Annotated in this window: 13 protein-coding genes; 4 read left to right on the top strand and 9 right to left on the bottom strand. The window is 43.8% G+C overall.

All coding sequences use genetic code 11. From position 1 onward, the window contains the following. Nucleotides 1-32 precede the first annotated feature (32 nt). The 9 genes from ppk1 to glpK form a co-directional block, all read right to left on the bottom strand. Entirely contained in the window at nt 33-2,309 is a 2,277-nt protein-coding gene (ppk1, locus tag N773_RS0107350) for a polyphosphate kinase 1 (protein ID WP_024857183.1), read from the bottom strand. 187 nt (nt 2,310-2,496) lie between these two features. Further along, entirely contained in the window at nt 2,497-2,871 is a 375-nt protein-coding gene (locus N773_RS0107355) for a hypothetical protein (RefSeq protein WP_024857184.1), read from the bottom strand. Nucleotides 2,872-2,894: 23 nt separating this feature from the next. Continuing rightward, a complete protein-coding gene (locus tag N773_RS0107360) occupies nt 2,895-3,311 on the bottom strand; it encodes a hypothetical protein (RefSeq protein ID WP_024857185.1) in 417 nt (138 codons plus the stop codon). A 30-nt stretch (nt 3,312-3,341) separates the two neighbouring features. Further along, the gene (locus N773_RS0107365; RefSeq protein ID WP_024857186.1) at nt 3,342-3,986 is read right to left on the bottom strand and encodes a DUF3592 domain-containing protein; all 645 of its coding nucleotides are present in this window, start codon (nt 3,984-3,986) and stop codon (nt 3,342-3,344) included. Between the two features lie 192 nt (nt 3,987-4,178). Continuing rightward, nucleotides 4,179-5,330, bottom strand: a complete 1,152-nt coding sequence (locus tag N773_RS0107370; RefSeq protein WP_347495411.1) for an RNA-guided endonuclease InsQ/TnpB family protein — start codon at nt 5,328-5,330, stop codon at nt 4,179-4,181. Next, nucleotides 5,302-5,925 (bottom strand): IS607 family transposase, encoded by a 624-nt coding sequence (locus N773_RS0107375; RefSeq protein ID WP_196231664.1) that lies wholly within the window; start codon nt 5,923-5,925, stop codon nt 5,302-5,304. The genes N773_RS0107370 and N773_RS0107375 overlap by 29 nt, the downstream gene beginning before the upstream one ends. A 279-nt stretch (nt 5,926-6,204) precedes the next feature. After that, the gene (locus tag N773_RS21150) at nt 6,205-7,464 is read right to left on the bottom strand and encodes a dockerin type I domain-containing protein (RefSeq protein ID WP_024857189.1); all 1,260 of its coding nucleotides are present in this window, start codon (nt 7,462-7,464) and stop codon (nt 6,205-6,207) included. Between the two features lie 86 nt (nt 7,465-7,550). After that, nucleotides 7,551-8,909, bottom strand: a complete 1,359-nt coding sequence (locus N773_RS0107385; protein WP_024857190.1) for a hypothetical protein — start codon at nt 8,907-8,909, stop codon at nt 7,551-7,553. 28 nt (nt 8,910-8,937) lie between these two features. Then, entirely contained in the window at nt 8,938-10,428 is a 1,491-nt protein-coding gene (gene glpK, locus N773_RS0107390) for a glycerol kinase GlpK (RefSeq protein ID WP_024857191.1), read from the bottom strand. A 753-nt stretch (nt 10,429-11,181) separates the two neighbouring features. On the opposite strand from glpK, the gene N773_RS0107395 reads away from it, so the two are divergent. The 4 genes from N773_RS0107395 (at nt 11,182) to N773_RS0107410 (ending at nt 13,649) form a co-directional block, all read left to right on the top strand. Then, on the top strand, nt 11,182-11,472 hold the full coding sequence (locus tag N773_RS0107395; RefSeq protein ID WP_013498945.1) for a Dabb family protein: 291 nt from the start codon (nt 11,182-11,184) through the stop codon (nt 11,470-11,472). 8 nt (nt 11,473-11,480) lie between these two features. Continuing rightward, the gene (gene radA, locus N773_RS0107400) at nt 11,481-12,857 is read left to right on the top strand and encodes a DNA repair protein RadA (protein ID WP_024857192.1); all 1,377 of its coding nucleotides are present in this window, start codon (nt 11,481-11,483) and stop codon (nt 12,855-12,857) included. Between the two features lie 152 nt (nt 12,858-13,009). Further along, a complete protein-coding gene (gene rplU / locus N773_RS0107405; RefSeq protein ID WP_024857193.1) occupies nt 13,010-13,321 on the top strand; it encodes a 50S ribosomal protein L21 in 312 nt (103 codons plus the stop codon). Nucleotides 13,322-13,337: 16 nt separating this feature from the next. Then, nucleotides 13,338-13,649, top strand: coding sequence for a ribosomal-processing cysteine protease Prp (locus N773_RS0107410; RefSeq protein ID WP_024857194.1), 312 nt, complete (start codon nt 13,338-13,340; stop codon nt 13,647-13,649). Nucleotides 13,650-13,661 lie beyond the last annotated feature (12 nt).

Genomic DNA, 13,661 nt, shown 5'->3' on the forward strand with positions numbered 1-13,661 from the left:
GGCAGTGCAGGTACGGAAGCTATTTGGTTTTTTTAACTTTTACTTTTACGACGGAATAATGCGATGAACCTTGACCAGAGGCTTTTTTTTTTCGCGGGAGGGGTTTCGGTTTTTTCTGCGATATCCGTTTGAACAATTGGGGTATCCTCGGGTTTTTGCTCCGGTTGGGTCACAGGAGTCACCGTGGGTGATTCTGCCGGTTGCTCGGGTTTTGGTTCCGTCTTTTGTTCGGGTATCGGTTCCGGTTTGGGTTCGGGTTTTGGCTTCGGGACATTCGCATAAGCTTCTGCAAAAAATCTGCTCTGGGCATCTACGGAAACTCCTGCTGAGGGTTTGCGGACATAGGTACCATCGGGGAGCATATCCCTTGCCTTTACGTTGTCGTTCATCTGGGTCTCGAAGATATCGAGTATGCGCTTTTTTATCCCGGCATCGAGAACAGGCGCGGCTACTTCCACACGGCGGGTGGTATTTCTTGTCATATAATCCGCTGAGGATATATACACGCTTTTTCTCACACCGCTGCCGAAGATGTATATACGTGAATGTTCGAGGTAGCGTCCAACTATGGAACGTATGCGCACGTTTTCGGTAACGCCCTCCACCCCTGCAACAAGGCAGGAAATCCCGCGTATCACCAGTTCGACTTTAACGCCAGCCTGTGAACACTCGATAAGCTTATCCATTATCACCTTATCGGTCAGGGAGTTAAGCTTTGCGCCAACATAACCGTCACCGCCTGCTTTGGCTATGGCTATCTCGTTGTCCATCATTTCAAGCACACGGTTTTGCAGACATCTGGGGGCTACCAGCAGAAGGTCGCTTTTCTCCACAAGTTCTCCCACGGACAGGGCACGGAATACCTCAACAGCGTCCTTGGCGATATCCCTGTTTGATGTCATAAGACAGAGGTCGGTATACAGACCCGCTGTTTTTTCGTTGTAGTTGCCTGTGCCTATCTGGGTGGTATACTTCACGCCATCGGGGGTCTTGCGGGTGATAAGGCAGAGTTTTGAATGTACTTTCAGCCCCTTGGGACCGTACATAACTCTACAGCCCGCTTCTTCAAGCTGTTTCGACCAGCCGATATTGTTCTCCTCGTCGAACCTCGCGCGGAGTTCCACAAGCACGCATACTTCCTTGCCGTTTTCGGCGGCGGCGCACAGTGCCTTTATCACCTTGGAATTTTTTGCCACACGGTAAAGTGTCATCTTTATGGATACAACACTTTCGTCCTTTGCGGCTTCGTTGAGAAGTCTTATAAAGGACTGTATGGATTCGTAAGGATAGGACAGGAAGAGGTCGCCCTCATCGATCTGGTCTATCATGGGTCGGCTTTCATCTATCATGCGTGAAAGCTGTGGAGTCTGGGGTTCAAAGAACAGTTCTTTCTTGTCAGCCGCTTTATCGAACACCGTGAATACGTAGGAAAGGTCAAGGGGAGTCTTTTCAACAAAGACCTGTTTTTTGGACAGTTCCAGCCTTGTACACAGTTCTTTCTGCAAAGGGTCGGATATCTGCTTGGAAAGCTGCAATCTCACAGGGCAGAGGCGCTTTCTCTTGTTTATCAGTTCAGACATATTCTGCCTGAAATCCAGCTCGCGGTCGAAGCTTTCGTCAACGTCGATATCGGCGTTGCGGGTTATGCGCATCAGGGTCTTTTCCTCCACCTTATAGCCTGTGAATATCTTGTCGGTAAAGTGGAATATCAGTTCTTCCACCAGTATATAGGCGATGGAATCGTCCTGACGGGGCAGGAATATCACCCTCTCGAATTTTTCACTGCAACCGATTATACCCAGTGTTATGCCGCTTTTTGAAGACAGTTTTGCCGCCACGTATATGCTCTTGTTGGGCAGAAAGGGGAAAGGGTGACGCTTATCGATAACGAGCGCATTTAAGAAAGGCTTGATCTCGTAGGCATAGTAAGCCTCCAGAAATTCAAGCTCCTGTATTGTCAGATTTTTCATGCTTTTGTGCATGATATTCTTGGGTTCGAGGGCTTTGTGTATGGTCTTGAAGCTTTCGTCCTCGGTGGAAATAAGTTCACGCACCCTTGAATATATAGCGCTCAGCTGTTCCGAGGGCTTCATCTTGGATTTGTTGTCCTTATGGGAATCATCAACAAGAGAAGCGTCATAAAGCGACCCTACCCTGACCATAAAGAACTCGTCAAGATTGCTGGAATATATGGACTGGAACAGCAGTCTTTCAAGCAGAGGATTGCGCTCGTCACGGGCTTCTTCAAGCACTCGCTGATTGAATTTGAGCCATGAAAGCTCACGGTTATCGTATACCCTGTTTTTCACGATATTTTCTCCTATCGTATATAATAAGCTATTATATATTATAGTACATTGTGACGAAATTGTCAACAGTTCAAGGACAGGTTATTTCTATTTTGAGATGGGTGGATACGAAAGGAATGCCCCCGAGTTTGGAAACCCTCGGGGGATAAGTATCGACTTTATTCTTTTGATCTCTTGCTTTTCCTCGCTATCCAAGAGGCGCATCACACTTCCAGTGCGGCTCCAGCAGGGATAGATCAGGGATATGTTCTTTTAATTCTTTCTGAACATTTTCAATACCGACTATTCCTTCAATGAAGATACCATTTATTATTTTATTGTCCGGTATCTCCCAGTCATTTTCAATATATTCTTTCGGGACTTCATAATCCATTATCAAAAAAACTGTTGTTTCTATCTTGTTTTCATTTATGAATCTATCAAGCATTTCTTTACCGCGTTCCGTTTCAACATATCCTCGCACAGACACAAAGTGTCGCAAATCGCGGGAAGAAGATGATATTTCCGCAGACAGCAAAACACCTGTGATCAGATCATTGATTTGCTTTCTTGACAGCTCCATTTGTTTCACCTCCGAATCATGATCTATATCATATCTTTGATAAGATCAAAATATTTTTCATCATCGCTTTTAAAAATATCTTCGCCTGCAAGCATATAGGCACGCATAAGATATTCCGTAGCATCATCTTTTCCCAGTTCATGGGAACACTGTCCCAGACGCAGCATCACAAATGGATTTGTATAACCTTCGCCCGATATATTTGATCTTGCATCACACAGATAGGAATATGCTTTCTCATATTCGCCCACCATGAACCAGGCATCTGCAACAGATGTCTGAAACCACACTGCTTCACTTTGCGCATTCAGCGGTCTGTCCAGAAAATCCAAGCCTTTCAGCCATACTTGTATAGCCTCGGAATATTTACCCTCATCAAAAAGTGCATTTCCCTCTTCGGCATAATCATCTGTGGTTTTCTTTTTTGTAAACAGCCCCATAGTATGACCTTCTTTCGCAAATCAACATTCTCAGATTGTAGCTTCATCTTTTTTGATCTCTTGTTTTTTGACCTCTTGCTTAGGTTTCTGATACAGCCGCCATATCATAAGGATCAAGAGGACCCATATTGCATCCCAGATTATCCCGAAGATGATGAGAAATACATACATTACCGAATCACCAAGATCCTTGACATAATGATCTTCAGGGTCATCGGGATCACATCTGACTTTGATCTCATCTCCCTTTTCGATTTTGTGGCTGGTTTTAATTGTATCAGTGAAAGTTTCGCCATTGTATTCAAAAGTATAATTGGCTGAATAATTATAGCTTGTAGAACGGATCCCCTTACTGGTTCTTCCCCTTACTATTTGTACGGATACATCTGTGACTATTTCGCCCTTAACTTCGGCTGAGCAGGCGATCTGGTGTGTGATCTCGGATATACCCATTTTTATCATAGCTGCTCCGAAGATCAGAAATGGCAGGCAACAGATAGAAGCTATAATCACTGCCTTGACAGGTGAGGTCTTTTTCGGCTTTTCTGTGGCTTTGGAAACTTTTCGTTTTGGTTTTTTGGGCGGCGTTTGGTTATACTGGTACTTTTTATTCTTTTTGTTATTTTCGATCTTCTCGATTTTCTTTTTATTCTTCTTGTATTTCTTTTTGCTCATTTTGGTTCTGCCACTCAAAATGTGATTAAATATACTTACATCGAGATGTTGTAAGTTCTCGCGAACATTACTTACTGCTTCACAATGTATGCTTTTGATTGACCGAAATCATATCTACTCACAAGTTCTTGTACACTCCACAGTCGTTAATTCCCGAAATAGCCTTCGGTACATACTTACGTTTGCGTTTAATTATGCAACTTCGTAAGTCATGGCATCTTTCAAATTAAGGGCAGCATTGAGATCTCTGTCTTCGACATAACCACAACTGCATTTATAGATTCTATCTGAAAGCCTTAAATCTTTCTTGATGCATCCGCAACAGTGGCAGATTTTAGATGATGGATACCATCTGTCTACAACTCTTAATTCAATACCATTTTCGTTGCATTTGACCTGAAGTTTCGCTCTGAATTCATAAAACTTCTGTGCCGCAACCGTTTTTGAAAGATGCCTGTTCTTCATCATTCCTTTTACATTCAAATCCTCAATCGTTATATAAGATGGCTTGGTTTTTACTATCTCAGCGATTGTCTTATTGATGTAGTCAGTACGGATATTATCTATCCTATGATAAAGTTTCTGTACTTTGAGCTTTTGTTTTTGTATATTTTTTTGAGCGGACTCTCCTTTCTTTAAATTTTCATATTTGCGAGAAAGACATCTTTGCTCTCTTCGTAATTGTTTTTCAAGTTTCTTAACTTTGCCAGACTTGTTGATATTCTTGAATGTTTTACCGTTAGAAATAATCGCTAAATCCTTTAATCCTAAATCAATACCGATACCTTCGCTGCTGTTTTTGGTGATTTTGTTGTCAGGTATTTCTACAAGTGCAGATACATAATATCTTCCTGCTTTTTTAGAAACTGTACCGCTTTTGATTTTCCAACCATCTTTAGTTGTTGGTATATAACCCTTTTCTTTAAGTTTTACCCAACCAAGAGTAGGGATATTTATTCTATGTCTTTCACAAGCACAATCTTTTGGATTATTCTTTACAAAATACATTTTCACATCAGATTTATCCTTTTTCTTATAGTTGGGATAACCGCTTTGATGCTTAAAAAATTTTGTAAAAGCAGCACATCCATCTTCAATAGATTTCTTTACAGATTTAGAACTTACTTCCTTAATCCATAGTTTATCTGGATTATTTGGAAGATATTCGTTATTTAGCCAGACGCTAAAACTCTTTCCACTCATGAACTTTTCGCCTTTATCGTAAAGTTCTTTGTTATGAGTAAGATAAAAGTTATAAACGTATCTGCAAGTTCCAATAGTCTTATTGATTTTAGCTTTCTGTTCCAATGTTGGACTAATTTCCGTCTTGAAGCTCTTTAGCAATTTCCTCATCCCCTTCTATTTGTTTCTTATACTTACGAAGTCCGTACAACCTGCAAGAAAATACATGAAGAATTGAAACAATGTCCTGCACGAGTTCTTCTTGTGGCGATAATTCTTCATTGTTTACCACCACAATAGTTGTATTAAACTTCATGCAGAATTTTTCAAACCAGTCATAGCCAAACCTGATAAATCTATCTTTATGTGTGACTATGATAGTTTTGATTTTTTGTTCCATCACCTCATCTAATAGTTCATTCCACTTTTTACGGTTATAATTTAAACCACTTCCATAATCTTCAATACATTGGTCTACACTAATGCCTTTAGCATTACAGAACTGTCGTAAAAAGGATACTTGTTTTTGTAAGTCATCTTTTTGATTTCTCGTAGACACTCTGGCATAAATAACGATCTGACGATTATCGTTTTCTGTATTTATACCTTTAAACTGAAGATATTGGTCGTAAGTGTAATAACGCCTGTCAGTTGGGGTTCGGTTTGCTTTTAATATGCCTTCTCTGTCCCATCGTTGAAGTGTTTTTACTGAAACACCTAACAATTCGGCAAAATCTTTTGGTTTGTAATTTGTGATATTTGATGTATTCATAATAATATACTCCTTTGAGTATATTTTAACACATTTAATCACATTTGTCAACTCATTTGATTACTTAACAACCGCTCCTTGTCTTTCTATCCTCAATTGCTATCAAAAAATATGTTGTTGCCCTGACAATAATTATTAATAACGGTCATCCATTTACCGCACCACTACAAAGCGCTGTAAATATCGTGTTGACATTATTCTCCCCCCGACTGCGTCGGGAGGAGAATAATAGCCTTAGTATTTAATGTTCCGATACAGCACCGATCAATCAGGTATATCAATGATATCAGTATATTCCGGATCGATAAGCAGTCTCTTTCCCTTGATATGTGCCGCCAGCTTTGCAAGGTCGATGATGTTGAGCTTTCCGTCGCCGTTGAAGTCGGCGATAGTCGGGTCGGGGAGCATTTTTCTGCCTTTGATGTGGGCGGCAAGCCGCGCGAGGTCTGCGATATTGACTATTCCGTCATAGTTGATATCGCCGAGCACTTTATCAAGAGCTTCTATCTCGGTGTAGAAAACTCCGCCATTAGTTATATCATCGCCATGATATTCAACCTTTTCTCCGTTGACTGAGGCTTCAAACTTCTTTGAAAAAAGCCCGCCGTTTGCAGGGGAAAGCCTGAACTTCAGACCATAGACCTTTCCTGCCGTGAATTGATCGACCTCGCCGAATTCGTTGAGAGAATCCAGTTCAGTCCACTCCATATCACTTATCTCGACACCGGCGGGGATATTGCCGAACCATTCATTGGGGTCGGTTGAAGTTTTTCTGCCCTCGCGGGGTGTTTTAAGGGTAAGGTCGGCTTTTTTGGTTCTCGGGTCGCCGATCATCCATATGTATCCGTTATATATGCCCTTGGTGAACACGAATGTCATCTGGGATTTTTCAGCAAAGTCATGATTATTACCCATAAAAGTATCACATACTACACCATCATCGACGTATGACATACCGATAGGATAAAGTTCCCCGGGTTCGGCATCTTCGGGTACACGGAAATCTATCGTAAAAAGGCTTGCCTTTTCGATAGGTACCGCTGTGTCGGAATAGGCATAGAACGCCAGCTGACCTTCCTCCACCATTGCAGAACCTGTGGTAAATCCTTCCACAGCTTTTCCGGGATTTATCAGTTCGCCCTTGGAGTTTTCAACGACCTTCAATCTGGTGTCATAGAAAATATGGAATTTCATTGTGCTTACAGGCGTTTCAACACCAAGCAGGCTGAAATATACCCTCTGCACCTTGCCGTGCGCGTATTCGGGTTCAAGACCTATCTTGTCGGCAAATAACATTACCCAGCCGTCAAAATCCCTCGGATCGATCTTCGGGGTGTTCCACGAAGGCGGCTGTATCCAGTAGGAACTGTCATACTTTACTTCCTTGTCGTCCTGTTTGTTGAAATAGTTTTCATAAGGCGCCGCCTTTGCCCTGACAGCAGTATCCGGCAGAAATAATGCCAGTGTCAGCGCCATCATAAGTGCCGTTAAAAAGCTCAATGATCTTTCAGATTTTTTCCTCATATTTTTCCTCCAATCGAAACAGAGTTTTACGGGCGTATTATTATGGCTAAATTATATAACATATTTTTCCTGATGTCAATGATATTTCAGTAAATAATCTTGTATTTCCTGAGTAATTCAAGGTTATGCTCTTTTCGCCTTTCAAGTTCTTCCATTGTCTGCTTGTGTATTTCTTCATCTTCAAGAAATGTTTTCACTCTTTGACGAGATTCATTATATCGTTGTTCATATTCTAAACGATCTTGTGTTATTTTTTCCTGTGAAAAATTGTATCTTTTATTTGATTCATCAATCTTTTCCAACGCAGTAGAGTACCGTTTTTCAAGATCAGCCAGCGGATTATCTAAAATATACTTGATCACAGTATCACTATATGGCGCAGCAAGAGATTCATTTATTGGCAATGAAATAACCGTAATATGATTTTTAAACATACATTCATTATAATCTGCTACATCTTTGAGCGTTTTAACATTATCCAGAACAGGGAGTATCCATGTCATAGTTGCATTAAATGAATTCTGAACGGCGTCTGATAAAGGCATAAGATTATAATAGTCAAAACCGCCCTTATCAAATGGCTTGTCTGTTATATGCCACTCATGATAGAAATCCCATAGATCTTTATACCAAGTTTCGTTTTGTCGGAATGTACGGTCAATACAAAGATCTTTGCGGTAAACAGTAGCGATCGCACCAAAGGGTACCAGCTGATTTTTCATATCATGGATACCGACAATATGTATGATCTCATCGTTGATAACACGAACGTACAGTGGGATACGAACTTTTGGCTTTTTAAAGCCTAATGGTTCAAGTGCCTCACCGTAGATCTGCGTAAACAAAGTGTTTAACGTCGGCTTTTTTTCTTCAGCCCTTTTAAAACTGAGTTTTAGTATACTTTCGTCATTTCTTATGCCGAGTTCATCACTATCAGCGAGCATATCCACGCCGAAAAGCGATGATATCATGCTAAGTCTTTCATCAGCCATGAGATCACTTTCGCCGGTCAACTCAATGAGTTTTTCGATATCTGCTTTGTTATTCAGCAATGGTTTCCAGCATTCGGGCTTTATTTCATTATTTCCCATGCCGTAGATCTCACCATCGCCCACAACGATCCTATCTGCACTCTCTCCTGTTTTGTCAAAGAGTTCAAGTACTGCGATATCGCTGTCGGTTATAACCTCGGTAATACAAGGAAGTTTCATGCTTTTTGAAATAGCCTTGGCATCATTAAAAAGCGCTCTTGAATCATCACTGCTGTCCATATCAGCAAGAGTTGACCACTGCTGATCAACAGATAACGCAATGATATAAGTTTTCACGGCTTCATCGTCATCACATGGCACGAAGCCTTTCTTTTTCATATATGCATTAAATCCCTTGACAAATTTTTCTTTGTCACCTATCTTAAAATGCACTGTATTTGAAAAGTTACCCATATTATTCTCCTATAATTCTTGTATTTTTTTATTTCATCACACTTCTCCCCACAGCTTTTTTCCAGCCGCCGATGAGTTCTTTTCGCTTATCATCTGTCATGGCGGGGATAAATTCGCGGAATTTCTGGGAGATGCGGTTGAGGTCTTCGCGGGTCTGCCACATACCGCAGTGAAGTCCCGCTAAGAATGCGGCACCTGCGGCGGTGGATTCGATATTGCGGGGACGTATCATGCTTCTGCCAAGGATATCAGCCTGAAACTGCATCAGGAAATCGTTCTGTGATGCGCCGCCGTCAACCTTGATAAGACCGAGGGCTGAGGTGTCTTCCTCCATGGCTTTTATCACATCTGCTGTCTGGTAGGCTATGGCTTCAAGGGCGGCACGGACGATATGGGCACGCCCGGAACCTCTGGTAAGGCCGCAGATAACGCCGCGGGCATCGCTGTCCCAGTAGGGAGTGCCCAGACCCACGAATGCGGGAACGAAGTATACTCCGCCGTTATCGGGTACGCTTTCGGCTATGGCGGCGGTCTCCTCGGCGGTTGAGATCATGCAGAGTTCGTCACGAAGCCATTTTATCACCGCACCCGATACGAATACAGAACCCTCCAGCGCATAGGTGACTTTTCCGCCCATGCCCCATGCGATGGTGGTCAGCAGACCGTTGGCGCTTTCGATACATTCATCGCCTGTGTTCATCAGCAGAAATCCCCCTGTGCCGTAGGTGTTTTTAACATCGCCTTTGAGGAAACAGCACTGTCCGAAAAGTGCCGCCTGCTGGTCTCCCGCACAGCCGCAAATGGGTATCTCGGCACCTATCAGCGACTTGTCGGTAATGCCGAAATCCCCCGAGGAATCCCTTACATCGGGGAGGATATTTTCGGGTATGCCGAGAAGGCCCAGTATCTCCTTATCCCATTGGAGGGTATGGATATTGAAAAGCATGGTGCGGGAAGCGTTGGTATAGTCGGTGGCATGGACTTTTCTGCCTGTGAGGTTCCATATCAGCCATGTATCCACCGTACCGAAAAGGAGTTCGCCCCGCTGTGCTTTTTCGCGCACACCTTCAACGTTATCGAATATCCACTTTATCTTTGTGGCGGAGAAATAGGGGTCTATCAGCAGACCCGTCTTGCTGCGGAAGAATTTTTCAAGCCCCTGTCCCGCAAAACGCGAGCAGGTACCGGCGGTGCGGCGGCACTGCCAGACTATGGCGTTGTAGACGGGTTCACCTGTGTTTTTATCCCATATCATGGTAGTCTCGCGCTGGTTGGTCACACCGATGGCGGCTATCTCGGATATATCCTCTCCGTTGGCGGTGAGGTAGGCGATGCAGTCGTTGACGGCGCGAAGCTGTGAATCGAGTATATCCTTGGGGTCATGTTCCACCCAGCCCGCTTTCGGGAATATCTGGGGGAATTCGTACTGTGCTGAAAATACCTTTGCACCGTTTCTGTCAAAAAGCACGGCACGTGAAGAAGTTGTACCCTGATCGAGGGAAAGTATATATTTTTTCATGATAATCATCCTTTCGTTTACTATAATTCCTTTTTGTATATGATACTGCAAAAGGCCGAAGTTGTCAACTGCGATCTTTGTCTGATGTTTATAATTAAAACAGGTGTGCTGTCGCCGATCGTATTGTGCGTCCTAAAATCATATGAGCCCGCGGAAATACTTACTAAAAAACGATATAAGATCTACGCGGGTATTGTCAAGATCCTGAGATATCCCCCTTTTATACAGTATGACACGCACCTCATATCCCGTAGTCATAGTCGGTGCTGCCTGCCATCGTGCGTATGATCGGAAGAAATATTAGAAAAAGCTTTATCCAAGATCCGCACCAACGTACCCCGATGGCGACAGTGTCGGCTGCGTTTACATCGTTTCACGCTTCGCAAACTCGGTCAGTATCACGGTCGGGCATCGCAGTATCGGAAGTGGCTTCGTGCTTTTTGCTATGCTTAGAAAAATTTATGTTTTTCTACTATCAGCGATCTTGGTGGAAAAGTTGTACGTTTTTGTACAACTCTTGCAGAAATATGTCTGAGTTAAATTTAAAAACAGTTGTTTGCACAGCGTCACAGATGCGGATATGTGCATTTCTCACATTGTTTTAATGGTAGATTTCAGGTAACAGACAGATGTGTCCATTCGCAGAAGAGATCTGTTTCAGGGTAAAAAAACGGACTTCTGATTTTTGGGGCTTTACATTTGCACTATCAGGTGTTATAATGGTTGCAGTAATGATCTGAGGAGGTCAAAAAAATGATAAGACACATTTGTATGTTCAAACTTAAAAACGAAAACAAGGACGCGCTGATAAAGGAATTCTGCGAGAGGGCTGAAAGCCTGAAAGCTATCCCTCAGCTGAAAAGATACGAGGTAGTATACAACGATAAGAGAACTCCCGACAGCAACTATGATGTTTCGCTGATATTCGATTTTGACAGCGTTGAAGACCTTAACGCTTATCAGACTTCGGATACGCATATAAACTTCGGCAAATTTGTGGCGACCGTAAAGGAAGAAAGAGCCTGCATCGACTACGAATTCTGAGGTGAGTGATGGCTAAGGCGAAAAGCGCTTATGTATGCTCGAACTGCGGGTTTGAAGCAAGCAAATGGAACGGAAAATGCCCCGAATGCGGCGAATGGAACACCTTTGAAGAGGTGGAGATACAGGTATCCGCGAGAACTGCGGGCAAAAGCAGAGGTTCGGCTGTAAAGGATATCTCCGACAGCATACTGAACATCGGTGCGGTGGACGCAAGTGTCCGCGAGATACGCTATGACACGGGCATGAATGAACTCAACAGAGTGCTTGGCGGCGGACTTGTAAAGGGTTCGCTGGTACTTCTGGGCGGTGAACCCGGCATAGGCAAATCCACCATGCTTTTGCAGATATGCCAGACCATGGGCGACGACCATACTATATTATATGTATCGGGCGAGGAATCCGCAAGGCAGATAAAGCTCAGAGCTGACAGACTGGGCGTGGATAACGAGAACCTCTACCTGCTGGCTGAAACGGACGCAGAAAGCATATGCGCGGCGATAGTCAAGGAAAAGCCCGAGATAGTCATTATCGACTCGATACAGACCATGAGCATAAGCGGCATATCCTCGGCACAGGGGTCGGTGACACAGGTGCGCGAGTGTACCAATATGTTCATGAGGACGGCGAAATCCGAGGAGATACCCATATTCATCGTGGGTCATGTCAACAAGGACGGCGCCATCGCAGGACCTAAGGTAATGGAACATATCGTTGACTGCGTGCTGTATTTTGAGGGTCAGAGGAATATGACTTACAGGATACTCCGTGCGGTCAAGAACCGTTTCGGTTCAACCAACGAGATAGGCGTTTTCGAGATGGCTGACGCGGGACTTCTGGAGGTGGACAACCCCTCGATGCTGATGCTTGAGGGCAGACCGCTTAACGTTTCGGGCAGCTGTGTCGCCTGCGTAATGGAGGGTTCACGCCCTATCATGGCGGAAGTTCAGGCACTTGTATCGAAAAGCAGTACCTCACAGCCCAGGAGGACGGCTACGGGCTTTGACTATTACAGGATGTCCATAATACTGGCAGTGCTTGAAAAGCGGCTGGGATACTTCTTCGGCGGGCTGGACGTATTTATTAATATAGTAGGAGGTCTGAAGCTGGACGATACGGCGGCTGACCTGACTGTGGCTATGGCGCTGTATTCAAGCGTGACCGACAAGGTGGTGGACGAAAAGACCATTGCACTGGGCGAGATAGGTCTTGGCGGAGAACTCAGGAACATCACCCATGCGGAACAGCGCATACAGGAAGCCGAGAGAATGGGCTTTGAAAAAGTGATAATCCCCTATTATGCGGCGAAGAAGATAAACACCGCAAAGTACGGCATAAAGGTCATCGGAGCTAAGTCAATAAAGGACGCTTTTAAAGAGCTCGGATAGAAAGTGTAAAATTTCTGTTAAGCGTGAAAGATATATTGACTTTTACAATGAAGTATGTTATGATAATAAAGCCGCATATTCACGGTTTATATAAGTGTGTCTTGATGACACCACCGCGCGTAGCGAGTTCATGTAAAGGCAGGTGCATATAGATGTACGCAGTAATTGAAACAGGCGGAAAGCAGTATCAGGTAAAGGCAGGCGACGAGCTCTACATCGAGAAGCTCAGCGTTAATGCAGACGAGAGCGTTACTTTTGACAAGGTAATGGCAGTTGGTTCTGATGCAGGTATCAAGGTTGGTGCTCCTTACGTTGAGGGTGCGACCGTATCCGCAAAGGTAGTCAAGAACGGCAAGGCTAAGAAGATCACAGTTTTCACTTACAAGCCCAAGAAGGGTGAGAAGAGAAAGATGGGTCACAGACAGCCCTACACCAAGGTAGTTATCGAAGCTATCAACGCATAATTTGTGAGTTGGTCTTATGATCGCCGCAGATTTTTTCAAGAATGAAAGCGATATGCTTACAGGCTTTCGCGTTTCGGGTCATGCAGGGCTTGCAGATCTCGGGTTCGATGTTTGCTGTGCAAGCGTCAGTTCCGCTGTTATGATGGCGGCTAACACCATCACTGAAGCTTTCAGGCTGGAAGCTGATGTCGAGGTGGGAGAGAACGAGATAAGGCTTGACATGAAAAAGCCCGATGAGAACGCGGACAAGATTCTGATGGGACTTCTGATCCATCTGTATAATCTGAAGGACGAATTTCCTGGGCATATCAAGCTGAAAGTCGGCTGAGGCTGACTTATC

The organism is Ruminococcus albus AD2013 (assembly GCF_000526775.1).
Classification (GTDB): Bacteria; Bacillota; Clostridia; order Oscillospirales; family Ruminococcaceae; genus Hominimerdicola; species Hominimerdicola alba_A.

What these genes read in the sequence shown, in the direction of transcription:
- N773_RS0107360 (WP_024857185.1), bottom strand. Translation starts at nt 3,311, where the DNA reads ATGGGGCTGTTTACAAAAAAGAAAACCACAGATGATTATGCCGAAGAG.
- N773_RS0107365 (WP_024857186.1), bottom strand. Translation starts at nt 3,986, where the DNA reads ATGAGCAAAAAGAAATACAAGAAGAATAAAAAGAAAATCGAGAAGATC.
- N773_RS0107385 (WP_024857190.1), bottom strand. Translation starts at nt 8,909, where the DNA reads ATGGGTAACTTTTCAAATACAGTGCATTTTAAGATAGGTGACAAAGAA.
- N773_RS0107395 (WP_013498945.1), top strand. Translation starts at nt 11,182, where the DNA reads ATGATAAGACACATTTGTATGTTCAAACTTAAAAACGAAAACAAGGAC.
- radA (WP_024857192.1), top strand. Translation starts at nt 11,481, where the DNA reads ATGGCTAAGGCGAAAAGCGCTTATGTATGCTCGAACTGCGGGTTTGAA.
- glpK (WP_024857191.1), bottom strand. Translation starts at nt 10,428, where the DNA reads ATGAAAAAATATATACTTTCCCTCGATCAGGGTACAACTTCTTCACGT.
- rplU (WP_024857193.1), top strand. Translation starts at nt 13,010, where the DNA reads ATGTACGCAGTAATTGAAACAGGCGGAAAGCAGTATCAGGTAAAGGCA.
- N773_RS0107355 (WP_024857184.1), bottom strand. Translation starts at nt 2,871, where the DNA reads ATGGAGCTGTCAAGAAAGCAAATCAATGATCTGATCACAGGTGTTTTG.
- N773_RS21150 (WP_024857189.1), bottom strand. Translation starts at nt 7,464, where the DNA reads ATGAGGAAAAAATCTGAAAGATCATTGAGCTTTTTAACGGCACTTATG.
- N773_RS0107410 (WP_024857194.1), top strand. Translation starts at nt 13,338, where the DNA reads ATGATCGCCGCAGATTTTTTCAAGAATGAAAGCGATATGCTTACAGGC.